This is a genomic window from Mesorhizobium sp. M1409 (assembly GCF_040317535.1).
Classification (GTDB): domain Bacteria; phylum Pseudomonadota; class Alphaproteobacteria; order Rhizobiales; family Rhizobiaceae; genus Mesorhizobium.
Genome location: NZ_JAMYKV010000026.1, coordinates 45,733 through 68,254 on the forward strand (window position 1 = coordinate 45,733; position 22,522 = coordinate 68,254).

Sequence of the window (22,522 nt, forward strand, 5' to 3'; positions counted from 1 at the left end):
TGCGGGGGTGCGTAGTACGATGGCGGCCGTTGGGCAAGTCGGCTGTTAGGGCAAGTGCTGTTGGGCAGGGCGTCGTCCGACAAGATGTTGTCGGACAAGTCTGGGAATTGGCGATTTATCAATTCCTAAAATGCTATGCTTCCACGAAAGCCGGTATCAATTCCGGTCCGCTATTGTGCAGCTTCTGGGCAAAGGGGAGCGGTGATCATGTCTGTGCGTATCCTGCTGGGTATAATTCTTACGGCGGCAACTGGCGGGGCCCAGGCCTCGTCTCTCGTTTTCCCAGGCGCGTCGTCCTCGACACCGTCGGTCATCAGGCTGGGCGCACCTATGGCCAGCGATGCCAAGTCGGTGGTGGCGGTCGGTGATGCCCAGCCCGGCGTCACCGATGAAAAGGTGGCGGCAATTCCGGACAAGCCCGAGGCCAGGCATGGCTTCCAGCCAGACCCGATGGTCATTCGCGGCGGCGTTACCGGTCCCGCCTTCTCGGCACCGGCGCCAACCGCTGCACCCGCGACAGATGTCGCGCCGGCGGCAGGCACCGCGCCGGCGCCAGGCATGGCGCCGGCAACAGCCACCGCCTCCGCGGCCCCCTCGGGGAACGCTGAGAACCAGTCCACCCCGCCGAGCGCCCCAGCGCAGGCAGCAGGCCAGCGGTTGCCTCCCAACGGCTATACCAAATAGCCTTGGCATTGATGGCGTGACTTGACGGCGGTCCGCCGCCCGGCGCACCATTGCCGGGCAAATCCCATCCCGGTTTATCGCCGCTGGATACCATCGCCTAGATTTCGTCAGGCGGCTCTGGCAGACGGGATTTCATCGTTAGGGGTAAAGGGGTTGATCATGAGAACATCTGGAATCGTCACCGCGGCCGGGCTTCTGCTGGCGTCGTTGCTTGGTGGCGCAGCTCATGCCGACGACATGCTGGGATCTTATGTCGCGCGCATTTCCGATCGGGACCATCAGGCGAGTGACGGCTATGCACTGGACAACGCCGCGCAGATGGTGCGGCAGGACCGCGCCAACTGGCACAAATTCCACCGCCGCGACAGCGACGATGAGGGTGATCGCTGGTTCAGGACCAACGGCCAGCGCGCCGATCTGCAACGCATGCTGGAGCGTGGCGGCGCGATGAATTCATCGACCAAGCGCGCAATCGTCAATGGCGAACCGCTGATCCAGGTAGACGTCTACGAAAACAGCGTGCGCGTCAGCATCCTCGAGAACTGATCGGGCCGTCACCCGGGACGACTGACAAGTCGGCATCGGGGAAGACTGACGAAAAAGGCGGCGCGTCAGCGCCGCCCTGCCATCGATAGGATCGGCAGCTGAAAAAATCAGGCTGCTTCTTCCTTGTCGTCGTCCTCTTCGGACTCGCCGTCTTCAGCTTCTTCTTCGGACTTTTCGTCCTCGCCTTCAGCCTTCACGCTGTCCTCGGCGTCGTCTTCGTCCTCATCTTCACCTTCTTCATCGTCGCCGTCTTCGTCGTCATCCGACAGGTCAGCGGCTTCGACCGCGGCGGCCGCGGCATGATCGAGGATGGTTTCGGAAGCAGATTCAAGCGCCTCGGCGGGAGCCGGGGTTTCTTCTGTCACTTCGATGTCGTGATCGGAATTCATGGAAGCCTCCGTGGGGTTGGGGAACATGTCCCTTTTGCCACGGAGAGATCATCGTCATATGACTGTAAGCCGGCTCGAACGGCCGGTGGCAAAGAATATTTTCTTCGCCTTAACCGGCAATCTTCGAGAAATCCGCGACCTGACCGGTTGCCGCGCGGATGCGGGCGAGCAGCGCCAGGCGGTTGGCACGCACGGCCTGGTCCTCATCATTCACGAGAACGTGCTCAAAGAATGAATCAACCGGTTCACGCAGCGCGCTAAGCGCCAGCAGCGCGGCGGAAAAGTCATCGTTTTGAACAGCTTCGCCGGCTTGCTTCTCAGCCTGATTCACCGCCGCAAACAGAGATTTCTCGGCATTCTCGCGCAACAGCGCCGGCTCAACGGTCTCGGCAATCACCGTTTTCTTCTTCTCCTCGGCAGCCAGGATGTTGGCCGCACGCTTGGTGCCGGCGAGCAGGTTTTTGCCGTCCTCGGAGTCGAGGAAGGAGCCTAGCGCTTCGACCCTGCGGACGATCTGCAAGAGGTCGTCGTTCGGCGATTGGCCAATCTCCCCCCTTGTGGGGGAGATGGCCGGCAGGCCCGAGGGGGGCGCTGCGCGCTGAGAGGGCGGCGGGACAGCGCCCCCCTCTGTCGGCTTCGCCGACATCTCCCCCACAAGGGGGGGGATTGGGCGCGAACCTGCCGCCAGCACCGCGTCGATCAAGTCGTGGCGGGCGCCCTGGTCGCGGAGGTAGACCTTGAGGCGGTCGTGGAAGAAGGCGAGGAGGTCAGCGACAACCCGTAACACTGCATCTTCGCTCTCCGTGATAAGTTGAACAGCCCGATCTTGAGTTTGCTCCCGATTGACCATTTCGTTCAGCTTACGAACGGTTTCTTCGCCAACATCAAGATCGGCCAAACGTTGCGCAGCCTGCGTTTTCTGGTCGAGTCCACGAAAATGGTGGCCAACTACATGATTAGCCATGCTGAGTGCGAACGTGGAACGAAGCTTCAATCTGATACTATTCTCAACCAATATTCTCACCACGCCCAGCGCTGCACGACGCAGTGCGTACGGGTCTTTCGAGCCCGTTGGCTTCTCATCGATGGTCCAGAAACCAACCAGCGTGTCGAGCTTGTCGGCGAGCGCCACCGTGATCGAAACCGGATCGCTCGGTACGCGGTCGGATGGGCCCTGCGGCTTGTAGTGTTCCTCGATCGCGGCGGCCACGGATGGATGCTCGCCCTGGAGCAGCGCGTATTTGCGCCCCATCGCGCCCTGCAATTCGGGAAACTCGCCGACGACTTCAGTGGTGAGATCGGCCTTGGCCAGGACAGCCGCTCGGGCGGCGAGCGCGGCCATCTCCCCCTCGAAGGGGGAAATCGACTGCGCCACGATCGGCGCCAGTTCTTCGGCCAGGCGCTTGATCCGCTCCACCCGCTCGCCCTGCGTGCCGAGCTTGGCATGGAAGGTAACGCCGAGATGGTCGAGGCGGGCCATGCGCTGGTCGAGCGGCTTGCCCAGGTCAAGTCCGAATTTTTCCGCCGATGCCTTGAGCTCGCCGAGATCCGGCAAATCGCCCTGGTCGGTCGTCCAGAAATAAAGCGCATCGGACAGGCGTGCGCGCACCACCTTGCCGTTGCCGTGGGCGATCTCCTTGCCGCTGTCCTTCGCCTCGATGTTGGCAGTGAGGATGAAGCGGTTGGAAAGCTGGCTAATCTCCCCCCTCGAGGGGGAGATGGCCGGCAGGCCAGAGGGGGTCGCCGCGCGTGAAGCGCCTGCATCCTCTGTCCAAGGTAGGAGGTCGCGTCCGATCGTACCGACCCCCTCTGTCGGCTTCGCCGACATCTCCCCCTCGAGGGGGGAGATCAGGCGCGATGTTACAAAGCACTTCTGGTTGGCGCGGATGGTCAGCCGGATCACCTCGGCTGGAATGGCCAGGAAAGCCTGCTCGAACTCGCCCATCAGCACGACCGGCCATTCCACCAGTCCCGACACTTCCTCCAGCAGCCCTTCGTCCTCGATCAGGTCGAGCCCGTTGGCGAAGGCAAGGTTGCGGGCGTCGGCAAGTATGATCTCCTTGCGGCGGTCGGCATCGAGCACGACCTTCGCCGCTTCCAGCTTGGAAACATAGTCGCCGAAGCGGCGCACCGTGATGGCATCGGGCGCATGGAAGCGGTGGCCATAGGTGATGTTACCCGAGCGGATGCCGTCGATCTCGAAATCGACCACCACCGGCTCCTCGGTCTCCGGGCCGAAGGTGCACAGGATCGATTGCAACGGCCGCACCCAGCGCAGCGAGCCAGGCTTGGCCGAGGCCGGCCCCCAACGCATCGATTTGGGCCATGGGAAATTGCGGATGATGCCCGGCACCAGTTCGGCGACGATCTCTTCGGCCGCCCTGCCCGGCTTCGAAATATGGGCGACGTAGAAGTCGCCCTTCTTCGGGTCGGAATGGATATGCGCCTCGGCGACCGAAGCAAGCCCTGCCTTGCGCAGAAAGCCTTGCACCGCCTGCTCCGGTGCTGATGTCGAAGGCCCCTTGATCTCCTCGCGTATATCTTTCGAGCGCGCGGTCAGGCCCCTGATATCGAGCGTCAAACGCCGCGGCGTCCAGTACTCGCGTGCCGCCTCATAGGTCAGCCCCGCCTCGACCAGACCGTCGGTCAGCATCTTCCTGAGATCGCCCGCCGCCTTGCGCTGCATGCGGGCGGGGATTTCCTCGGAGCGAAGTTCTAGAAGCAGGTCAGGCATAGTAGCTCCTCACCCTCCCCTCGATGGGGAGGGTCGGCGCGTCAGCGCCGGGGTGGGGTGGCGGCGTCTCGGTCTCACCGCCTTCGGCGTCTCGCGTGCCAAGGTGTGATTTCTTCTACCGCCGCATAGATCGTATCGAGCACGGAATCCAGTTCGTTTTTGATTTCATGGTTCCGGAAGCGAATGGCGCGGCGATCGCCGATTTACGCCCGTTTTCAGAAATCTTGGCCGTCCCTGTCGGGACGAGACCATCCCGCTCGTCCTTGGATCAAAGATTTCCATGAACCTAATGCAGCGCTGAAGCGACCCACGCTCAGTCAGGGAACTATTGGCTGAACGACCATGAAAACGGCATCCAGACTTCTGCAGATCCTCGCACTCAGCGCCTGTTTCACCGCGCAGGCTCACGGCGCCTTCTCGATGCCGGGTGTACGGCAGGCATTGCGGACAATGGCCGGCCCGAGCGGGCAGATGCTGTCGCCAATCAACGCTTCCCTCGAGATGATGAAGCGTGCCTGAAACTCAGGCCGCCAAGCCACCCGCCTGCGTCTTCAAAAATGCCTCACCGCAGGCCTTCGCCAGATTGCGCACCCGCAGGATGAAGCTCTGCCGTTCGGTGACCGAAATCACACCGCGCGCGTCGAGCAGGTTGAAGACATGGCTGGCCTTGATGCACTGGTCGTAGGCCGGGAAAACCATGCGGTGCATCGGCAGATTGTCGTTCGACGCCGGCGCACCGGCATCGAGCAGCGCCTTGCACTCGGCCTCGGCGTCCTCGAAGTGGCGCAAAAGCATCGCCGTGTTGGCGTATTCGAAATTGTGGCGCGAATATTCCTGCTCGGCCTGCAGGAAGACATCGCCATAGGTGACCTTGTCGTCGCCTTCGCGGCCGTTGAAGTTGAGGTCGTAGACATTGTCGACGCCCTGCACATACATGGCCAGCCGCTCCAGCCCGTAGGTGAGCTCGCCGGCCACCGGCGCGCATTCGATGCCGCAGACCTGCTGGAAGTAGGTGAACTGCGACACCTCCATGCCGTCGCACCAGCATTCCCAACCGAGACCCCAGGCGCCCAATGTCGGGCTTTCCCAATCGTCCTCGACGAAGCGGATGTCGTGCAGCAGCGGGTCGACGCCGATCGCCGCCAGCGAGCCGAGATAGAGCTCCTGCAAATTGGGCGGGTTCGGCTTCAGGATCACCTGATACTGGTAATAATGCTGCAGCCGGTTCGGGTTCTCGCCATAGCGGCCATCCTTTGGCCGACGCGAGGGCTGGACATAGGCGGCGTTCCAGCGCTTCGGCCCGAGCGCACGCAGTGTCGTAGCCGGATGAAAGGTGCCGGCGCCGACTTCCATGTCGTAGGGCTGCAAGATGACGCAGCCATAGGCCGCCCAATAGTTGTGCAAGGTCAGGATCAGCCCCTGGAACGAGCGGCTGGGATGCATATGGGCGGGGATTTCAATCGTCGGGATTTCAATCGTCACGGGGGCCTCGACAGCACAGGCTAGCTTGCAGGCACGTCCTAGAGACACGGCGGCGAAGCGTCAAGCAAGGCGCCCGCCCGCCCCGAACGGAAGATGTTTTGAGGCCGTTTCCGCAAATCAGCGCGCGTTGGACGAGCGCATGTGGCCCAAACGAAAACGGGGCTCTGAAAGAGCCCCGTTCGCATTCACATTCTATAGCTTACTTCACCCCTTCGGGGCGGGCACCGGCTCTGGCTTGACCTTCGGGGTTTCCTGCGCCGTGTTGGATTCGATCGGCGGCAGGCCCTTCATCAGCTTCTGCTGCAAGTTGGCCAGCACATCGGGATCGGGCTTCAGGTCGCGGGCCTGATTCCACTGGAAGGTGGCTTCCAGCTTGCGGCCGACGCGCCAGTAAGCATCGCCAAGGTGGTCGTTGAGAACCGGGTCTTCCGGCTTCAGCGACACGGCGCGTTCCATTTCGCGCACGGCATCGTCGAACCGGCCGAGGCGGAAATAGGCCCAACCCAGCGAATCGACGATGTAACCGTCGCTTGGCCTGAGATCGACGGCCTTCTGGATCATCGCCAGGCCTTCCTTGAGATTCATGTTCATGTCGACCCAGGAATAGCCGAGGTAGTTCAGCACCTGCGGCTGGTCGGGGACCAGTTCCAGCGCCTTGCGGAAGTTCGGCTCGGCCTTGGGCCATTCCTTCAGGCGCTCATAGGCGATGCCACGCTGGTAGAAGATGTTCCAGTTGGCCGCGGTCGGTGTCTTCAGCGCCTCGACAGCCTTGTCGTAGAGATTGGCGGCCGAGCGGAAATCATCCTTCGAGGAATAGACGCCACCGAGCGCCAGATAGGCGCGCATGTCATCGGGGTGGGCGTCGACGAAGGCCTTCAGATGGGTGATCGCCTCCTCATGACGGCCGAGATCGGCAAGGTTGAGGCCGAGCTGCAGGTCCGAAAGCTCCTTCAGCGGCGAGGTAGCGGGGATCCGCCGATAGAGCGCGATGGCGCCCTCGCCGTCCTTCAACTGCTCGGACACTGCAGCGAGCTGCACCAGCGCCGCATCGCTGTCGGGCTTCAGCGCCAGAGCATACTGCAGATAGAGACGGACGAACGGCTCGCCGCCACCACGGTTGAGCGCGGTGGCGAGATCAAGCAGAATCTCGGAGGCGCCATCGGACGGACCGGCAGCGAAGGGCGCGATCTTGTCTCCCTTGGCGATCTTGTCGCGCAAGGCGACGATTTCCAGCTTGCCGGGCGAAAACGTCTCGGCCTGATCGAGCACCGACATTGCCTTGGTCTTGTCGCCCTTGCGGGCCAGGAACGAGGCGTAGGCCTGCGCATTACGCATCCAGGTTTCGGGAGCCGCACCACCGGCGGCCGTATCCTGCATGGTCGCGGCGTAGATCGCTTCGGCCTTCTCGGGCATACCGGACGCATCGGCGATCAGCGCGCGATGGAACGACTTGAACAGGCCGAACCAATCCGGCCCCTGGAGCTTGTCGATGGAGGCCATCGCATCGGAGGCCTCACCGGCGCCCTGTTGGGCCCAGCCGGACATGACCCCGGAGATCAGCCGGTCGAGATCGGACTCCAGCGACAGCTTGAGCCAGTACTGCGCCTTGGTGAAATCCTTCTTGTGGAAGGAATCAACGGCGAGTGCCAGGCGCGAGAAGCGCTCGACGTCTGGAACTTCCTTGAGCTTGTCGGCATAGACCAGGGATTCGTCGAAGCGGCCTTGCGCGATCAGCGACAGCATCAGGCTCTGCTGCAGGCTGGTGTCGCTCGGGTCGAAGGCCAATGCCTGCTTGTAGTAGGCGATGGCGCTGTCGAGGTCGTTGTCACCTTCGGCGATCCGGGCCGCCAGATAGGCGCCAGAGAACGACGTGATCTTGACCGGTTCGGTGGTTTGCTTGGCATAGGCCGGCAGAGCCGAGATCGCCATGCCGGTCACAATTGCCAGCCTTGTCAGCCAGCGCGCACGTCCTTGCCGCATCGTATCCCTTTCAGCCAGGCGCCATCTCCGCATCAGCGGGATCGGCGTAGACTCCATCTTCGTGATAAAGCATGGCCTTTTTGGGGTCGCGCTTCAATCCGCCTCGAATTCACAATCCGGGCACCCGATTAACAAACCATGGCGACAAGGGACAGTTTCCGATTTTGAATTCCGGCCACGGCCCTGCGCGGAGCCGAATATATCACAGATTCGACCGCTGGGCTCGGCGCCAATATCAGCGCTCACTTGGCGAGCCAGACCGTTGCACCAGCGTGTCGCCATATCCGCCGGCCGCAATCGTGCCGCACAGATCATTCCACTCACAGCCGCCGCAAGCCTTGCGCACGCGGCCGGCCGAAAACGCCTGCCGCATCTGGACCAGGATTGCGGCGTCGAGATCGAGGCTGGCGCCGACCCGGATTGGGCGCGCCAGCAACTCCTCCAAATCCTGTGCCGCGAGCCGGTCCCGCTCGACGACGCTCTCGTTGAGACAATGCGGTTCCGGCTCGTCGAGCAACGGGCCGCAGACATCGTCCGGGCCGGAAACGAGGAGGATGCCCTCGCCCCGGCTCAGGCGCTCCGCGACGCGATCGTAGTTGGCGGTGAAGGCGGGACTGTATCCCTTGCCCACATAGGTGAGCAGGCAAAGGAGGTGATGGGCGCGCAGCCTAATCGTCACGGATTGGCCGGCTTAGCGCTGCCGGGAAGGGCCATGAGTGTCGCGGCACCCAGCGCCGACTTGAGCAAGCCGCCGACCAGAAAAGGCAGAAATCCGAACGTGATGGCCTGCTCGGCGCCGATCATGACGGCGAGCCACATGGTGCCGAGAACCAGGCAAGCAAGGTTGCCGAGCAGCATGGCGGCGAAGGCAAGCATCACCCTGTTGCCGTTCCAGCCGCGTTCGGCGAGCCAGCCAACCAGCGCGCCGGTGACCGGAAATGCGAAGAGGTAGCCACCGGTCGGCCCGACGAAATGCTGTACGCCGGCGGCGCCGCCGGCCAGCACCGGGAAACCGACCGCGCCCTCGACCAGCCAGGCGGCGATGGTGATGGCGCCAAGCCGCCAGCCATAGAGCGCGCCGATCAATGTCACGGCGAAAGTCTGCATGGTCACCGGAACCGGCACCATCGGCACTTCGATGTAGGAGGACAGCGCCAGGAACAGCGTGCCGAGCACGACGGCTCCAACCTGCCAGGCAAGAGAGCGGCCCTGAAGCCGGAGCGGGCTGAACGACGGCTTGCTGGCCGAGAATGCGACGTCTGTCATCGGGATTCCTTCGATCGATTTCAAATTATAGATAATTTCTATTTTCGATCTATTATCGAATCCACAATTTCTCGGAGATAGCAAGCCCCGGCTGTGCGAAGGGTCGTCCTAGCCTACGATGGCAAAGGCTTCTCGCGTCGTCCCGGCAGCCGTCCTGACAGGCTTGCGGCCAATCCATTGGACGTGCCGTCCCAGTGTCGCGGCGGCTGATTCGGTGTTTCCCTGCCGCAAGGCGGCGAGTATCGCGCGATGATCCTGGTCGGTGCGTGTCTCCCACTCCGAGCGCCAAGCCGCGAACAGGAAACGGGCACTCGCCGCGTGCAGATCGTCGATGGTGGCGAGCAGGCGCGGCATGCCGCATGGCGCCAGGATCAAGCGGTGGAAGGAGCGATTGGCTTCTTCCCATGACCTGACATCGCGGGATTTGTCGCCGGCCTTGGTCGCTTCCTCGGCCAGGTCGAGAATGGCCGATGTCAGGTGCGGCGCGGCGTGCCGCAGCGCCAGCACTTCGAGCGCGGCGCGCATTTCGGCGACTTCCTTGACCTCGCCCAGGTCGAAAGACGCGACACGCACGCCGCGGCGCGGCTCGCTGACGGCCAGCCCTTGCGCCTCGAGCCGGCGGAAGGCTTCGCGCACGGGAACATGGCTGGTTTGGAATTCCTCGGCGATATGATCCTGCCGAAGCCTGGCCCCCGGCTCGATCGCGCCGGAAATGATGCGGTCCGCCAGCACCTTGCTGATGCGCACCGCGATGGTGTCGTCCGTGCCCTTTGCCATGTTTTATAGATAATTTGCGACGGGGCAGCTTGTCGAGACGGCGAGACTGAATTCACAAATTTCCTGCCCACAGCGCAAACCAGAGGGAGCGTTGGGAAAGGCCTGCCTTCAGTTCACCCGGCTGATGCAGAAATCGATGACGTCGATCAGCGCCGATTTCTGCGGCGTCGCTTCCAGCGGCGCCAGCGCGTCGCGGGCGATCTCGCCGAAATGACGGGCTCGCCCGATCGTGTCGGCGATGGCGCCGTGGCGTGTCATCAGGCCGATCGCCTTTTCCAGGCCGGCGTCGTCGATGACATTGTCCTCGATGGCACGCTTCCAGAAGGTGCGCTCGGCCTTGGTGCCGCGCCGGTAGGCGAGGATGACCGGCAAGGTCACCTTGCCTTCCCGGAAATCGTCGCCGACATTCTTGCCCAGATCCTTGCTGGTGCCGCCATAGTCCAGCGCGTCGTCGATCAGCTGGAAGGCAAGGCCGAGATTCATGCCGTAGGAGCGCAGCGCGGCACGGTCATTGCGCGTCGCCTGGGCAATGACCGGACCGACTTCGGCCGCCGCCGAAAACAGCGCGGCGGTCTTGGCCTTGATGACGGCGAAATGCTCGTCCTCGGTGGTTTCGAGGTTCTTGGCGGCGGCAAGCTGCATCACCTCGCCTTCGGCGATGATCGAGGCCGCGCTCGAAAGGATGTCGAGCGCCTCCAGCGAGCCGACATCGACCATCATGCGGAAAGCCTGACCGAGCAGGAAGTCGCCGACCAGCACGCTCGCCTGGTTGCCCCAGATCATGCGGGCGGTCTTCTTGCCGCGGCGCATGCCGCTCTCGTCGACGACGTCGTCATGGAGAAGCGTCGCCGTGTGCATGAATTCAACTGCCGTGGCGAGCTTGACGTGGCCCTCGCCGGCATAGCCGAACATCTGCGCGGCGGCGAGCGTCAGCATCGGCCGCAATCGTTTGCCGCCGGACGAGATCAGATGGTTGGCGATTTCGGGGATCATCTCGACGTCGGAGCCGGCCTTGGACAGGATCAATTCGTTGACGCGCCCCATGTCGGCCGCGGTCAGATTTATCATGTCCTTGATGGAGGCGGGCTCCCGCTTCCCGTTTTCGATGTTGAGAACGACACCCACGACAATCACTCCCGTCTTGGTATAACGCGTGCGACGGCACCCTTAATCCCTGCATTGACTCTAGGGCGGCAGGTACATCCACGGCAAGAGGCGAATTGGCGCGCCGGCGACGACAGGCTGTCAACTGGCGCCAAAGGGAGTTCTGCTTCGCCGCAAACTGCCTACCCGTTTACATCAGCGCCGCAAACTGAGAGTTTCGCCCGATGATAGAGCTCATTCGCACCAACGACGCCGTCATCATCTCCTTTGTCGAATCGCTGATGCGCGATGCCGGGATCAGCTGTTTCGTCGCCGACCAGAACATGAGCGTGCTCGACGGCTCCCTCGGCATCCTGCCGCGGCGCGTCATGGTCGACGCCGACAAGGCCGACGCGGCACGGCGCATCCTGACGGATGCCGGCATCGCCAACGAGATCCGTGGAAAATAATGCCCGCCGCGCCGGCCACCCTTATCCCGGACACACCGGCCCATACGGTCGATGCTTTCCATCGCGGCCGGTTCTGGCTCGTGCAGCCCAAGCAGGGCGGCCATCGCGCCGGCATGGATGCGATGATGCTGGCGGCGTCCGTACCATCTTCCTTTGGCGGGCGTCTGGCCGATTTCGGCGCCGGAGCCGGGGCCGCGGGCCTGGCGGTGCTTTCGCGTTGCCTGGCGGCCGAGGCCGTGCTTGTCGAACGCGCACCGGAAATGGCGGCCTTCGCGGCGGCCACCCTTGCCCATCCCGGCAATGCGCATCTCAGCGATCGGGCGTCCGTGCTGGTCGCCGATGTCACGGTGTCGGGCCGGGCGCGCGCGGCCGCCGGCCTCGCCGACAACGACTTCGACTTCGTCATCATGAACCCGCCTTTCAACGCCGCACGGGACCGCGCCACGCCCGATCGCTTGCGAAAGGAGGCCCATGTCATGGAAGACGGGCTGTTCGAGAGCTGGATCAGAAGTGCCGCCGCGGTGGTCAGGCCGCGCGGCGGGCTTGCCGTGATCGCGCGGCCCGACCAGCTCGGTTCCATTCTAGATGCGATCGCAGGGCGCTTCGGCGATACCGAGATGCTTGCCGTCCACTCTCGCCCAGACGCGGCGGCGATCCGCATCATTGTGCGGGCGGCACTCGGCGCACGAGGAAGACTTGCCATCCGCCCGCCGCTGATGTTGCACTCGCAGTCGGGCAACGGTCCTGATGAGCGCAGTGAAATGATCACCAACGGGCTTGCCTCGCTGTTCGGAGATTGAGCTATTCCTGGGGCCCACATTGCTGTTGGCCGGGGAATCCCTACATGCCAGCAACCCATCGACCGGAGACCGTGCCCTCGTGAAACGACTTATCAACCGCCTGCTGCCGAAATCCTGGCGCTCCACCGTCGTCACCATTCCGGTCATCCGGCTGCACGGCACCATCATGGCCGGCGGCCAGTTCCGGCCAACCCTGTCGCTGGCCTCCACCGCCGGTCTCATCGAGAAAGCGTTTTCCTACGACGCGCCGGCGGTCGCCATCTCGATCAATTCGCCCGGCGGCTCGCCGGTGCAGTCGCGGCTGATCTTCAAGCGCATCCGTGACCTGGCAACGGAAAAGAACAAAAAGGTGCTGGTCTTCGTCGAGGATGTCGCGGCATCGGGCGGCTACATGATCGCGGTCGCCGGCGACGAGATCTTCGCCGATCCGTCCTCCATCGTCGGTTCGATCGGCGTGGTGTCGGCCTCGTTCGGTTTCCCGGAACTGATGAAGAAGATCGGTATCGAGCGCCGTGTCCACACAGCCGGCCAGAACAAGGCAGTGCTCGATCCGTTCAAGCCGGAGAAGAAGGAAGACGTCGAACGCCTGAAGGCGTTGCAACTCGAGGTGCACGGCACGTTCATCGACCTCGTCAAGGAGCGGCGCGGCACCAAGCTGAAAGACGATCCAGACCTGTTCACCGGCCTGTTCTGGACGGGCATCAAGGGCCTTGAACTCGGCCTGGTCGATGCGCTCGGCGACATGCGGACGGTGCTGAAGACCCGCTTCGGGGAGAAGACCCAGCTCAGGCTGATCACGGCGCCGCGCGGTCTTCTCGGCCGCTTCGGCCTATTCGGCTCGAGAATGGGCTTTTCGGCGCCCGACATCGCCGCCGCCGCCGCCAGCGGCGTGATCGATGCGGCGGAAGAGCGCGCATTATGGGCGCGCTTCGGGCTTTGAAAAATCGGCGAAACCGTCTAGCATGAGGGACTTGAAGTTTCATGCATGTCGTTTTCCCAAAACCGGATCCACTTTTGGGCGACATGCATCAACCGACCCGACCGGCCGCCTTCGCCGGCCCAGCGTGGGAGGAGTTTTGGTATGCCGCAGATCATTTTCTTCACCGTGGTTGGCGTCGCCGCCTATTTCGGCTATCGCACCTTCATCCGCGAAGCCGAGCGCGTGACCGCCAAGGTACGGCGCACCGAAAAGCAGGCGGCCAACGGCACGATGGGCACGCTGGTCAAGGATCCGAAGACCGGCGAATACCGGCTGGCCAAGGACTAAGCACCATTTCACATGTGACTGACGCGGTGGACACCGACACCGGTTCACGCACCTGGCATGCGCATGCCAAGATCAATCTGGCGCTGCATGTCACCGGCAGGCGCCCCGATGGCTATCATCTGATCGAGACCCTGGCGGTGTTCACGCGTTTTGGCGACAGGGTCGAACTCGCGCTCGCCGACAGCGATGATTTTACGGTGTCCGGCCGCTACGCGCCGGCCGTTCCTGTCGACGCCAGCAATCTTGTGCTTAGGGCGCGCGATACCCTGAGACGAGAAGCCGGGCTGGAGAGAACCCCACCGGTCGCCATCCGGCTTGAAAAGAACCTGCCGGTTGCCTCCGGCGTCGGCGGTGGCTCGAGTGACGCGGCAGCCGTGCTGCGCGGGCTGGCAGAGATATGGGCACTGGATATCGATGGCACCGAGTTGGCGCGGATCGGCCTCTCGCTTGGCGCCGATGTGCCGATGTGCCTGGCGGCAAAGCCGCTGGTCGCGGGCGGCATCGGTGACGAGCTGTCGATGGTGCCGGATTTTTCGGCGCTGGGACTGGTGCTGGTCAATCCAGGCACGCCGATGTCGACGGCCGATGTGTTCGCGGCACTTTCTCGTCGCGACAACGAAGCCTTGCCGCCGCTGCCACGCAGCATCGATTTTCATAGCCTGCGCAACTGGCTGGAGATCACCCGCAACGATCTCGAGCCGGCAGCGCTGGCGATGCAGCCCGCCATCGGCAGGGCGCTTTCCTGGCTTAACAAAGCTGGATCGGGTTTTTCACGCATGTCCGGGTCGGGCGCCACATGCTTCGGCCTGTTTGAAACAGGCAATGTCGCCAAACGCGCCGCCGCCGAGATCCGCGGCCGCCAGCCCGACTGGTTCGTCGCGGCGACGCGCAGCATCGCATCGGAGGGAGCCGGTGGCCAGAATTGACGAGAGCCGTTCCTTCATTCCCGTGCGCATCGCGGTGCTGACCGTTTCCGACACGCGCAGCCTTGCCGACGACAAATCCGGCCAGACGCTGGCCGACCGCATCACCGAGGCCGGTCATACCCTGGCTGCCCGCGACATCGTTACCGACGACCGCGAAAAAATCCGCGACAAGGTTCTGGCGTGGTCGCGGGACAAGGATATCGATGTCGTGATCACCACCGGCGGCACCGGCTTCACCGGCCGCGACGTGACGCCGGAAGCGCTGGAGCCGATCTTCGAAAAGCGCATGGACGGCTTTTCGGAAGTGTTCCACCGCATCTCCTACGACAAGATCGGCACCTCGACGATCCAGAGCCGGGCGACCGGGGGCGTCGTCAACGCCACTTTCGTCTTCGTGCTGCCGGGCTCACCCGGTGCCTGCAAGGACGCCTGGGACGGCATCCTGAAGGCGCAGCTCGACTACCGGCACATGCCGTGCAACTTCGTCGAGATCATGCCGCGCCTGGACGAGCATTTGCGACGCGGCAAATCGGCTCCGTAGAAGCCGAGGCGAAGCGTCGGTTCCACGCCGCGTTTGCCAGGCAGAACAGCGCCGGTGCCTTCGAAACACCATTCCAAACCGGATTTCGGAAAGTACCTTGCCTGAAGGCGATCATCGCCATCACGACAAGGCGCATATGATGACCACGCATACCGGCGGATGCCATTGCGGCAACATACGCCTTGCATTTTCAACCGAGCTCGATGCGTCGCAAATCGAAGTTCGCGCCTGCCAATGCTCGTTCTGTGTCAGACATGGTTCGCGCGCCGTTGCCGATCCGGACGGCAGACTGATCGTCTCGGTCAAGGACGAGGCGCGATTGCAAAAATACCAATTCGGGCTGAGGACGGCCGACTATCTGAGCTGCAAAAAATCACCTCGGGGGGCGACGTTCCTGTTTCGCCGGCGCCACCCAGATCTCGGCGTCGAGCCGCTTTGTCGCCAGGCCGCGGGCGATGGCCTCGGCGCTGACGGCACTCTTGGCCGCGGCCTGACGCTTGCTGATCAGCAATCCATCGGCCAAGGCGCGGTTTGGGGAAAAGACGCGAGCCAGGAACGGCGTACGGCTGCCCCGCGCCCGCGAAAACCGTGCCGCCGTGGTTTGCCTGGCCGTATGGTCGACGACCGCGTCGATCCAGCCCTCCATCAATCGTGCGCCCGGCTCCAGGAGCAGCAACCAGTCCCCCTTGGCTTGCCGAATCCCCACCGCGATGCCGCCCGTCACGTACTGACAACCGGCATGCTCGGCCACACGGTGCGTCTGGTCGGTTGAGCCCGTGTCACAGACGATGACGTCACGCACCACGCCCTCGACCGCGCCGCCAATCAGCGAGGCGAGCGTGCGGGTAAGGCCTTCCTCGTCATTGCACGTTTCGATGAGAACACTGAGCATCGTTAGCCGAATAGCGGAAAGCGCGGCACGGCGCCAGTTATCCAGCGAAGCATAAAAAGTTCTTGCTTTGTTCTCATCGACGAAATAGGAATAATTTCATGAACAGAGCGATTCGACACAACACCGACAGTCCCTGGGAGCGGGCGAAGATGGAACAGATCGTGCGCGCCGACATCGCGGCTTTCGGAGCTGGACGGGCCGAGATGGCCAATGCGATGATCGAGCAGAGTGGCATGCGTGTCCGTCCGGACCGCAACCGCGGCAGGTCGGCGGGCATCAATCCGTCGGGCCGGTTCGAGCCGGTCAGCCGGCATGTGTTCGACGATGGCTGGAATTCGCTGGAGGAACTGCCGCCTTTCAAGACCGAAGTGCAGGTCGAAAAGCCACGCACCATCATCACCCGCAACGAATCGCCCGACATTTCCTTCGACCGTTCGATCAACCCGTATCGCGGTTGCGAGCACGGCTGTGTCTATTGCTTTGCCCGGCCGACGCACTCGTTCATGGGCTTGTCACCGGGCCTCGATTTCGAATCGAAGCTGTTTGCCAAGCCAGATGCGGCGCGCTTGCTCGACAAGGAACTGTCGAAGGACGGCTACCAACCGCGCACCATCGCCATCGGCACCAACACCGACCCCTACCAGCCGATCGAGAAGCAATACCGGATCATGCGCGAGATCCTCGAAGTGCTGGAAGCGCGTGGCCATCCGGTCGGCATCGTCACCAAATCCGCTTTGGTGACGCGTGACATCGATATCCTGTCGCGCATGGCCGAACGGGGGCTGGCCAAGGTGGCGCTGTCGGTGACGACATTGGACCGGATGCTGGCCAGAACGATGGAGCCGCGGGCATCGACGCCAACCAAGCGGCTGGAGGCGATCCGGCAGCTTTCGGATGCCGGCATTCCGGCTTCGGTCATGGTGGCACCGATCATCCCCGGCCTGACCGACCCGGAGATGGAACGGATTCTCGATTCGGCACGTGCCGCCGGCGCGCGCGAGGCGGGTTATGTCCTACTGCGCCTGCCGCTGGAGGTCAGCCCAATCTTCAAGGACTGGCTGCTGCGCCACTATCCTGACCGCTACCGTCACGTGATGTCGTTGATCCGCTCGATGCGCGACGGCAAGGACTACGATTCGGAATGGGGCAAGCGCATGAAGGGCGCCGGTCCCTATGCCTGGCAGATCGGCCGGCGCTTCGAGATCACAGCCAAACGGCTCGGCCTCAATGTCGAACGGCGCACGCTGCGGACCGACCAGTTCGTTCCCGCGGGAAAGGACCAGGTACAGCTGACGCTGCTTTGAAAGTGCAATCCGCTGCGGTGGTCGATCCGCCGCAGCACAGGAATCCCGTCCGGCCTGCCCCGGCTTGCAGACGGTGCCCTCCCGGTCCGGCGCCCCACCCGACCCGGAGCGACTTGCGGAGAATCGGAGCCGATGCGAACCTAGCCGCAACATGGCTCGCACGCGTTCTGATTCTCCGCCTCTCTTTGAGATCATCGAGAAGCCCGACTTCTCCTTCGAGACGAAGGCGATGGCCGAAGGTCTGTGGCCGGTTGCGGGCATGGACGAGGCCGGGCGCGGTCCCTTGGCCGGGCCGGTGGTCGCGGCGGCGGTGGTGCTCGATCCCGCCAACATTCCCGACGGCCTCGACGATTCCAAGCGTCTCAGCCATTTGCAGCGCGAGGCCCTGTTCCTGCGAATTCTCGGCTCCGCGCAGGCGGTCTCAATGGCCTCGATCAGCGCCGAGGGCATCGACGGCAGCAATATCCTCAAGGCAAGCCTGGAGGCGATGCGCCGCGCCCTGGTTGGCCTGTCGGTTCAGCCGAAGCTCGCGCTCGCCGACGGGCGCGACGTACCGCCGGGCCTGCCTTGCGCTGGGCGCGCGCTGATCAAGGGCGACCAGCGTTCGCAATCGATCGCCGCCGCTTCGATCGTCGCCAAGGTGATGCGTGACCGCATGATGTGCGGTTGCGGCAACCATCACGACCGCTATGGGTTCGAGGTTCATATGGGCTATGCCACGGTCCGCCATCGCACGGCGATCGAGGAGCATGGCCCGGTAGCGCGGCTGCACCGCGTGTCGTTTGCGCCGTTCAGATTGGGCGGGGTGGAAGTAATTGAGGAAGAGAGCCTCGCCGGCCTGGATTGAGCCGACGGCGATGGCAACTGATCTCCCCCCTCGAGGGGGAGATGTCGCCGAAGGCGACAGAGGGGGTCGGCTCGACTGGGCACGACGCCATTTTTCAGCATAGATGAGGTCAGCGCTTCACGCGCGGCGACCCCCTCTGGCCTGCCGGCCATCTCCCCCCTCAAGGAGGGAGATTACGCGCTCGGCCGCCTCGCCAATCTGGTTATCCACAACAAAAAGCCGCCAGGTTTCCCGGGCGGCTTTCGATGATTGGCTGGACGGACCGTCTAGTTCAGCTTCGACTTCACGTCCGCGAGCGAAGCCTTGAACAGCTCGGCACCGGCCTTGGCGTCGATCTTGCCGGCAAGCAGTGTGCGTGCGGCCTCGACGGCGATATCGACGGCGCTGGCGCGGACTTCGCTGATGGCGTCACGCTCGGCCTGGCCGATCTTCTGTTCGGCAAGCGCGGTGCGCCTGACGACATAGTCCTCGGTCTTCTTGTGCGCCTCGGCTGCAAGCATGTCGGCTTCGCGCTTGGCGGCGGCGACGATGGCGGCGGCCTCCTGCTCGGCTTCCTTGCGCTTGCGCTGGTACTGGCCCAGCAGCTGCTGGGCCTCCTCGCGCAGCCGGCGCGCTTCGTCCAGCTCGTTGCTGATCCTGTCCGCGCGGGCGTCGAGCGCCTTGGCGATCAGGCCAGGTACCCTGATGTAGACTGCAACGCCAAGGAAGATAACCAGAGCTACCGTGGCCCAGAGCGTTGCTAGAGAGGTGTAGTCCATGATGCGCTCCTCACCTGGCCACGGATTTGACCGCGGCCGCGATCTCGGCCTTGCTGGCCTTGCCGCCGACCAGGGCCTCGACGATCGCCGAAGCGGTATCCTCGGCGATGCTGCCGACTTCCTTCATGGCATTGGCCTTGATGGAAGAAATGCGGGCCTCGGCCTCGCCAAGCTTCGCGTCGAGCGCGGCCTCGACCTTCTTGCGCGCGGTCTCGGCCTCGGCCTTGGCCGCATCGTTGGCCTGCTGGCCGATCGCGTTGGCCTTGGTCTTGGCTTCCGCCAGTTCCTGCTCGTAGGCAGCAACGGCGGCGTCGGCCTCGCCCTTCAACTTGGCTGCCTGGTCGAGATCCTGGCTGATGCGGTCGTTGCGGACATCGATGATGCCCCCGACGCGCGGCATCACCACCCGCTTCAGGAAGAGGTAAAACAGCCCGAAAGTGATCGCCAGCCACAGAAGCTGCGACGGAAACGTCGCAGGATCGAATGGCGGAAAGGTGCCGTGCGCTTCGGCAGGCACGCTGGTGCCGGAATGCGTCTCGCCTTCCGTTGCGGCAGGCGCGGACTCTTGCGCGAAGGCAGATGTCACGAACATGGACTATCCCCGAAATTCAGGCCCGCCGCTTGCGCGGCCGGCCTGTCCAATCTTCTCATGGCTTAGCCAAAGAGGGACTCAGCCGAACAGGGCCAGAAGCGCGATCAGAAGCGAGAAGATGCCCAGCGCTTCGGTCACGGCGAAGCCGAAAATCAGACGGCCGAACTGGCCATCGGCAGCCGACGGGTTGCGCAACGCGCCCGCGAGGTAGCTGCCGAAGATGTTGCCGAGGCCAATGCCCGCGCCACCCATGCCCAGGCAAGCGATGCCGGCGCCGATGTACTTTGCTGCTTCTGCGTCCATTTGTTCAACTCCTTTGGATCTAAAAATTCCGTTGCTCTATCATCCGGCGCCAATGTTGGAAAACTCTTGGGCCGGAAACTTTTGCTCAGTGCCCCGGGTGCAGGGCGTCGTTGAGATACATGCAGGTCAACACGGCGAAGACGTAGGCCTGCAGGAAGGCGACCAGCAGTTCCAGCGCCGTCAGCGCCACCGCCATTGCCAGCGGCAGGATCGAGCCGGCGACCCCGACCGCGCCGAGCGCGCTCAGGCTGACGACGAACCCGGAGAACACCTTCAGCGTGATATGGCCGGCGAGCATGTTGGCGAACAGACGAACCGAGAGGCTGACGGGACGCGACACGAACGAGATCACCTCGATCAGCACCACCAGCGGCAGCAGGAACACCGGCACGCCATGCGGCACGAACAGCTTGAGGAAGCCAAAACCATGCTTCATGAAGCCGTAGACGACCACGGTCGCAATCACCAGGATGGCCAGACCGAAAGTGACGATGATGTGGCTGGTGACGGTGAAGAAATACGGGAACAGGCCAAGCAGGTTGGCGACCAGCACGAACATGAACAGCGAAAACACAAGAGGGAAGAACTTCATGCCTTGCGTGCCGGCGGCATCGCGCAACATGTTGCCGACGAATTCGTAGGCCATCTCGGAGACCGACTGAAGGCGACCCGGAACCAGGCTGCGGCTCGACGTCGTGAGAAATAGAAACGCGGCCGCGACAACAACGGTCGCGACCATGAACAATGCCGAATTGGTGAAAGACAGATCGTAGCCGCCGATCTCGATCGGAATCAGCTTGTTGATATGGAACTGGTGGATCGGATCGACCTTGTCAGCTGCCACGTTCAAACCCCGTCAATGCCGCGTACGGCCTCGTTACCATTACCGCACATGAAGCGCGGTCATTTCTTGTCGTCTTGGTCACGGCGCGATTTATCGCCCTGTCCGAATTCTGCCACAACGCCCGCGGAACGCATCACATTGAGCACTCCGGCGCCAAAACCAAGCAGCAGAAACACGATCAGACCCCAAGGCGATGTCCCCGCCAGACGGTCGATGATCCAGCCGATGCCGGCACCCACCACCACCCCGGCGATAAACTCGCTAGAGAGTTTGAGCGCCTGGCCATAACCGGCCATACTGCCCGCTTTCGCGTCGTCTTTCCCCTCGAGCCGGTCCGGCCGCCTTGTCGCGAGCGATGCTTCAAGGTTGCGCCGGCGGCGCTCAAGATCGTCGTCGCGGATGCCGGGTTCATGCTGCTTGCCGCGGCCGGTTTCCCCGGTTCCGTCTGGCCCATTCTTGTCGGCCATCGCAACCCCCCTGCCCGGTCAGACCGTCACCGTCCGTCCGCTTCTAAAGTCGCCGGCAACATAGTTAGAGGGTTTGCGCCCGTCAAGCCACGGGCGGAAGTTCATTGCCATGTATTTTAGGCAGCAAAATCAATGGATTAGAAAGGTGCGACATCGTGCCCGCCACGATGACGGGGATGCATGGCGCGAATCCCCCGGGCAATGGCTCTTCGATCGACTGCGCGTCGCGTCAAGGATCAGCGACTGTTGCGCGCTCAGCTCCAGCCGCCGCCATAGGTACGATAGAAGATATGCAGACCGATCTTGGTCATCTTCTGCATCGTGCGCGCCCAGCCCGGATGGACATATTGGGCGTAGTAGTGGGTCGACGATCCGACTTCCGGGATGAAGATCTTGCCGGCGGTGACGGCCATGGCGATATCCTGGGCGGTCTTGTAGGCGGCAGGACTGTCGATGCGTTTCTTCCTGCCGTCGCAGGCGAAGGAGAACTGGCAACGGTTGAACCAGCTGTCGTTCTGGTAGACGACGCCGCAGATCGAATTCGGATAGGTCGGGTTGCGGACGCGATTGAGGATGACCTGAGCGACGGCGGCCTGACCACGTACGGATTCGCTCCTCGCTTCGAAATAGACGCCCTTTGCGAGGCATGCCTGTTCCGGTTCGGAGAAGACACTGGCGGGCAGCGGGTTCTGGATCCACGAATGATCGCCCTTGACCATCGGCGGAATGAAGCGGCCATCATTGGGCTGCTCGTCCTGAAGCAGGGCTTCGAAGGGCGATGCCTGGGCATAGTCGGGCTCGGACTGCGCATAGGCTGTCGCCAGCACATCCGGACGGTCATTGTTGACCAGCGCCGCCAGCATGGCAGGCACGCCGGGATCCGGCTTCTTGTCCTCGCGCGCATGGAATGCGGCGGCTATCTGGATTTCCTTGCCTTTGATCCGCGGCTTGGCGAAAGCCATCTTCAGGCCGCTATCCACGCTGGGCCGCAGCAAAGAGGAGGTGCGCTCGAAGATCGAGCCGGCATTGAAGTTCTTCGGCGGTGCCACGGGAGACAACTGGACGATGCGGCCCTTCTTCTCGGCGCGCACGACGCGATCCTCGTCGGGCGTCGCGCTGACCTTGCCGCCCTTGCCGCGAAAGGACACGCTGCCGACGCCGGCCAGGTGGACACCCGATCCGGAGATGGAGCCGGTGACATCGGAATCGACAAAGGGCATCTCGGCCGCATGGGTCGAGCCGGCGACGGATTTCTCGACATAGGAATTCCAGCGGGTGCTCGATGCTTCGAGGCCGGAAACGAGGCTCGTCATGTCCTGATAGGCGGCGACGGTCGGAAAGCCGATCCAGATGCCGAGGCCGACGACGAACGGAGCCAGAAAGCCACGTCTCTCACCGGCGGCGGCAACAAGCCGCTTCAACACACGTCGATGCACGGAACTCTCTCCAGGAACGCTACAGACCCCACTGGAGAGCAAAATGATGCATTAACCTTGATGGGACGTTAACAGGTTCGATCGGGTTTTCCCGATCGGCTCGAGGTCGTGGTTTGGAAGTCGGGCGGTTTTGC

26 protein-coding genes are annotated in these 22,522 nt (G+C 63.1%); 11 read left to right on the plus strand and 15 right to left on the minus strand.

The features are described from left to right. The first annotated feature begins 207 nt into the window (after positions 1-207). Both NKG99_RS20065 and NKG99_RS20070 read left to right on the plus strand, forming a co-directional pair. On the plus strand, positions 208-684 hold the full coding sequence (locus NKG99_RS20065) for a hypothetical protein (protein ID WP_352870361.1): 477 nt from the start codon (positions 208-210) through the stop codon (positions 682-684). 159 nt (positions 685-843) lie between these two features. After that, on the plus strand, positions 844-1,230 hold the full coding sequence (locus tag NKG99_RS20070; protein ID WP_352870362.1) for a hypothetical protein: 387 nt from the start codon (positions 844-846) through the stop codon (positions 1,228-1,230). Positions 1,231-1,337: 107 nt separating this feature from the next. On the opposite strand, the gene NKG99_RS20075 is transcribed toward NKG99_RS20070, so the two are convergent. After that, a complete protein-coding gene (locus tag NKG99_RS20075; protein ID WP_352870363.1) occupies positions 1,338-1,619 on the minus strand; it encodes an ATPase in 282 nt (93 codons plus the stop codon). 109 nt (positions 1,620-1,728) lie between these two features. Then, positions 1,729-4,353: a glycine--tRNA ligase subunit beta gene (locus NKG99_RS20080; protein WP_352870364.1), complete on the minus strand. Its 2,625-nt coding sequence runs from the start codon at positions 4,351-4,353 to the stop codon at positions 1,729-1,731. 342 nt (positions 4,354-4,695) lie between these two features. Here NKG99_RS20080 and NKG99_RS20085 point away from each other — a divergent pair, with 342 nt between their 5' ends. Continuing rightward, complete coding sequence (locus NKG99_RS20085) at positions 4,696-4,872, plus strand: hypothetical protein (protein ID WP_352870365.1); 177 nt, start codon at positions 4,696-4,698, stop codon at positions 4,870-4,872. A gap of 3 nt (positions 4,873-4,875) precedes the next feature. Here NKG99_RS20085 and NKG99_RS20090 read toward each other — a convergent pair whose 3' ends face one another. From NKG99_RS20090 to NKG99_RS20115, 6 genes are all read right to left on the minus strand, one after another. Further along, on the minus strand, positions 4,876-5,796 hold the full coding sequence (locus NKG99_RS20090) for a glycine--tRNA ligase subunit alpha (RefSeq protein WP_352870407.1): 921 nt from the start codon (positions 5,794-5,796) through the stop codon (positions 4,876-4,878). 243 nt (positions 5,797-6,039) lie between these two features. Continuing rightward, on the minus strand, positions 6,040-7,815 hold the full coding sequence (locus NKG99_RS20095) for a tetratricopeptide repeat protein (protein ID WP_352870366.1): 1,776 nt from the start codon (positions 7,813-7,815) through the stop codon (positions 6,040-6,042). 235 nt (positions 7,816-8,050) lie between these two features. After that, entirely contained in the window at positions 8,051-8,494 is a 444-nt protein-coding gene (locus NKG99_RS20100; protein WP_352870367.1) for a DUF1284 domain-containing protein, read from the minus strand. Then, on the minus strand, positions 8,491-9,081 hold the full coding sequence (locus tag NKG99_RS20105; protein WP_352870368.1) for a biotin transporter BioY: 591 nt from the start codon (positions 9,079-9,081) through the stop codon (positions 8,491-8,493). The genes NKG99_RS20100 and NKG99_RS20105 overlap by 4 nt, the downstream gene beginning before the upstream one ends. Before the next feature lie 108 nt (positions 9,082-9,189). Next, on the minus strand, positions 9,190-9,858 hold the full coding sequence (locus NKG99_RS20110) for a GntR family transcriptional regulator (protein ID WP_352870369.1): 669 nt from the start codon (positions 9,856-9,858) through the stop codon (positions 9,190-9,192). Positions 9,859-9,966: 108 nt separating this feature from the next. Continuing rightward, positions 9,967-10,983: a polyprenyl synthetase family protein gene (locus NKG99_RS20115; RefSeq protein WP_352870370.1), complete on the minus strand. Its 1,017-nt coding sequence runs from the start codon at positions 10,981-10,983 to the stop codon at positions 9,967-9,969. Between the two features lie 203 nt (positions 10,984-11,186). On the opposite strand from NKG99_RS20115, the gene NKG99_RS20120 reads away from it, so the two are divergent. The 6 genes from NKG99_RS20120 (at position 11,187) to moaB (ending at position 14,945) form a co-directional block, all read left to right on the plus strand. Then, the gene (locus NKG99_RS20120) at positions 11,187-11,411 is read left to right on the plus strand and encodes a putative signal transducing protein (RefSeq protein WP_352870371.1); all 225 of its coding nucleotides are present in this window, start codon (positions 11,187-11,189) and stop codon (positions 11,409-11,411) included. After that, positions 11,411-12,211, plus strand: a complete 801-nt coding sequence (locus NKG99_RS20125; RefSeq protein WP_352870372.1) for a tRNA1(Val) (adenine(37)-N6)-methyltransferase — start codon at positions 11,411-11,413, stop codon at positions 12,209-12,211. The genes NKG99_RS20120 and NKG99_RS20125 overlap by 1 nt, the downstream gene beginning before the upstream one ends. A gap of 79 nt (positions 12,212-12,290) precedes the next feature. Further along, complete coding sequence (locus tag NKG99_RS20130; protein ID WP_352870373.1) at positions 12,291-13,151, plus strand: S49 family peptidase; 861 nt, start codon at positions 12,291-12,293, stop codon at positions 13,149-13,151. A 141-nt stretch (positions 13,152-13,292) separates the two neighbouring features. Beyond that, the gene (locus NKG99_RS20135; protein WP_292185499.1) at positions 13,293-13,478 is read left to right on the plus strand and encodes a hypothetical protein; all 186 of its coding nucleotides are present in this window, start codon (positions 13,293-13,295) and stop codon (positions 13,476-13,478) included. Between the two features lie 26 nt (positions 13,479-13,504). Beyond that, entirely contained in the window at positions 13,505-14,404 is a 900-nt protein-coding gene (locus tag NKG99_RS20140) for a 4-(cytidine 5'-diphospho)-2-C-methyl-D-erythritol kinase (protein ID WP_352870408.1), read from the plus strand. Next, complete coding sequence (gene moaB, locus NKG99_RS20145; RefSeq protein ID WP_352870374.1) at positions 14,391-14,945, plus strand: molybdenum cofactor biosynthesis protein B; 555 nt, start codon at positions 14,391-14,393, stop codon at positions 14,943-14,945. Before NKG99_RS20140 ends, moaB begins: the two co-directional genes overlap by 14 nt. A 373-nt stretch (positions 14,946-15,318) precedes the next feature. On the opposite strand, the gene NKG99_RS20150 is transcribed toward moaB, so the two are convergent. Next, the gene (locus NKG99_RS20150; protein ID WP_352870375.1) at positions 15,319-15,837 is read right to left on the minus strand and encodes a glycosyltransferase; all 519 of its coding nucleotides are present in this window, start codon (positions 15,835-15,837) and stop codon (positions 15,319-15,321) included. 149 nt (positions 15,838-15,986) lie between these two features. Between NKG99_RS20150 and NKG99_RS20155 the strand changes: the two genes are divergently transcribed. Further along, positions 15,987-17,141 carry a PA0069 family radical SAM protein gene (locus NKG99_RS20155; RefSeq protein ID WP_352870409.1) on the plus strand — a complete coding sequence of 385 codons (1,155 nt, stop codon included), beginning with the start codon at positions 15,987-15,989 and terminating at the stop codon, positions 17,139-17,141. A 151-nt stretch (positions 17,142-17,292) separates the two neighbouring features. Then, complete coding sequence (rnhB, locus tag NKG99_RS20160) at positions 17,293-17,988, plus strand: ribonuclease HII (RefSeq protein ID WP_352870376.1); 696 nt, start codon at positions 17,293-17,295, stop codon at positions 17,986-17,988. Positions 17,989-18,254: 266 nt separating this feature from the next. On the opposite strand, the gene NKG99_RS20165 is transcribed toward rnhB, so the two are convergent. The 6 genes from NKG99_RS20165 to NKG99_RS20190 all read right to left on the minus strand — a co-directional run bounded on the left by NKG99_RS20165 (position 18,255) and on the right by NKG99_RS20190 (position 22,388). Then, positions 18,255-18,746: a F0F1 ATP synthase subunit B gene (locus NKG99_RS20165; protein WP_352870377.1), complete on the minus strand. Its 492-nt coding sequence runs from the start codon at positions 18,744-18,746 to the stop codon at positions 18,255-18,257. A gap of 10 nt (positions 18,747-18,756) precedes the next feature. After that, positions 18,757-19,338 carry a F0F1 ATP synthase subunit B gene (locus tag NKG99_RS20170; protein ID WP_352870378.1) on the minus strand — a complete coding sequence of 194 codons (582 nt, stop codon included), beginning with the start codon at positions 19,336-19,338 and terminating at the stop codon, positions 18,757-18,759. A 78-nt stretch (positions 19,339-19,416) separates the two neighbouring features. After that, positions 19,417-19,641, minus strand: coding sequence for a F0F1 ATP synthase subunit C (locus NKG99_RS20175; RefSeq protein ID WP_006206606.1), 225 nt, complete (start codon positions 19,639-19,641; stop codon positions 19,417-19,419). Between the two features lie 85 nt (positions 19,642-19,726). Next, a complete protein-coding gene (locus NKG99_RS20180) occupies positions 19,727-20,485 on the minus strand; it encodes a F0F1 ATP synthase subunit A (RefSeq protein ID WP_352870379.1) in 759 nt (252 codons plus the stop codon). Between the two features lie 59 nt (positions 20,486-20,544). Then, positions 20,545-20,952 carry an AtpZ/AtpI family protein gene (locus tag NKG99_RS20185; RefSeq protein WP_352870380.1) on the minus strand — a complete coding sequence of 136 codons (408 nt, stop codon included), beginning with the start codon at positions 20,950-20,952 and terminating at the stop codon, positions 20,545-20,547. A 254-nt stretch (positions 20,953-21,206) separates the two neighbouring features. After that, on the minus strand, positions 21,207-22,388 hold the full coding sequence (locus NKG99_RS20190) for a cell wall hydrolase (protein WP_352870381.1): 1,182 nt from the start codon (positions 22,386-22,388) through the stop codon (positions 21,207-21,209). Positions 22,389-22,522 lie beyond the last annotated feature (134 nt).

Coding starts and splice junctions, on each gene's coding strand:
- NKG99_RS20075 (WP_352870363.1), bottom strand. CDS start 1,619: ATGAATTCCGATCACGACATCGAAGTGACAGAAGAAACCCCGGCTCCC.
- NKG99_RS20080 (WP_352870364.1), bottom strand. CDS start 4,353: ATGCCTGACCTGCTTCTAGAACTTCGCTCCGAGGAAATCCCCGCCCGC.
- NKG99_RS20165 (WP_352870377.1), bottom strand. CDS start 18,746: ATGGACTACACCTCTCTAGCAACGCTCTGGGCCACGGTAGCTCTGGTT.
- NKG99_RS20155 (WP_352870409.1), top strand. CDS start 15,987: ATGGAACAGATCGTGCGCGCCGACATCGCGGCTTTCGGAGCTGGACGG.
- NKG99_RS20105 (WP_352870368.1), bottom strand. CDS start 9,081: ATGACAGACGTCGCATTCTCGGCCAGCAAGCCGTCGTTCAGCCCGCTC.
- NKG99_RS20150 (WP_352870375.1), bottom strand. CDS start 15,837: ATGCTCAGTGTTCTCATCGAAACGTGCAATGACGAGGAAGGCCTTACC.
- NKG99_RS20065 (WP_352870361.1), top strand. CDS start 208: ATGTCTGTGCGTATCCTGCTGGGTATAATTCTTACGGCGGCAACTGGC.
- NKG99_RS20085 (WP_352870365.1), top strand. CDS start 4,696: ATGAAAACGGCATCCAGACTTCTGCAGATCCTCGCACTCAGCGCCTGT.
- NKG99_RS20170 (WP_352870378.1), bottom strand. CDS start 19,338: ATGTTCGTGACATCTGCCTTCGCGCAAGAGTCCGCGCCTGCCGCAACG.
- NKG99_RS20175 (WP_006206606.1), bottom strand. CDS start 19,641: ATGGACGCAGAAGCAGCAAAGTACATCGGCGCCGGCATCGCTTGCCTG.
- NKG99_RS20135 (WP_292185499.1), top strand. CDS start 13,293: ATGCCGCAGATCATTTTCTTCACCGTGGTTGGCGTCGCCGCCTATTTC.
- NKG99_RS20070 (WP_352870362.1), top strand. CDS start 844: ATGAGAACATCTGGAATCGTCACCGCGGCCGGGCTTCTGCTGGCGTCG.
- NKG99_RS20110 (WP_352870369.1), bottom strand. CDS start 9,858: ATGGCAAAGGGCACGGACGACACCATCGCGGTGCGCATCAGCAAGGTG.
- NKG99_RS20090 (WP_352870407.1), bottom strand. CDS start 5,796: ATGCATCCCAGCCGCTCGTTCCAGGGGCTGATCCTGACCTTGCACAAC.
- rnhB (WP_352870376.1), top strand. CDS start 17,293: ATGGCTCGCACGCGTTCTGATTCTCCGCCTCTCTTTGAGATCATCGAG.
- NKG99_RS20120 (WP_352870371.1), top strand. CDS start 11,187: ATGATAGAGCTCATTCGCACCAACGACGCCGTCATCATCTCCTTTGTC.
- NKG99_RS20125 (WP_352870372.1), top strand. CDS start 11,411: ATGCCCGCCGCGCCGGCCACCCTTATCCCGGACACACCGGCCCATACG.
- NKG99_RS20095 (WP_352870366.1), bottom strand. CDS start 7,815: ATGCGGCAAGGACGTGCGCGCTGGCTGACAAGGCTGGCAATTGTGACC.
- NKG99_RS20185 (WP_352870380.1), bottom strand. CDS start 20,952: ATGGCCGACAAGAATGGGCCAGACGGAACCGGGGAAACCGGCCGCGGC.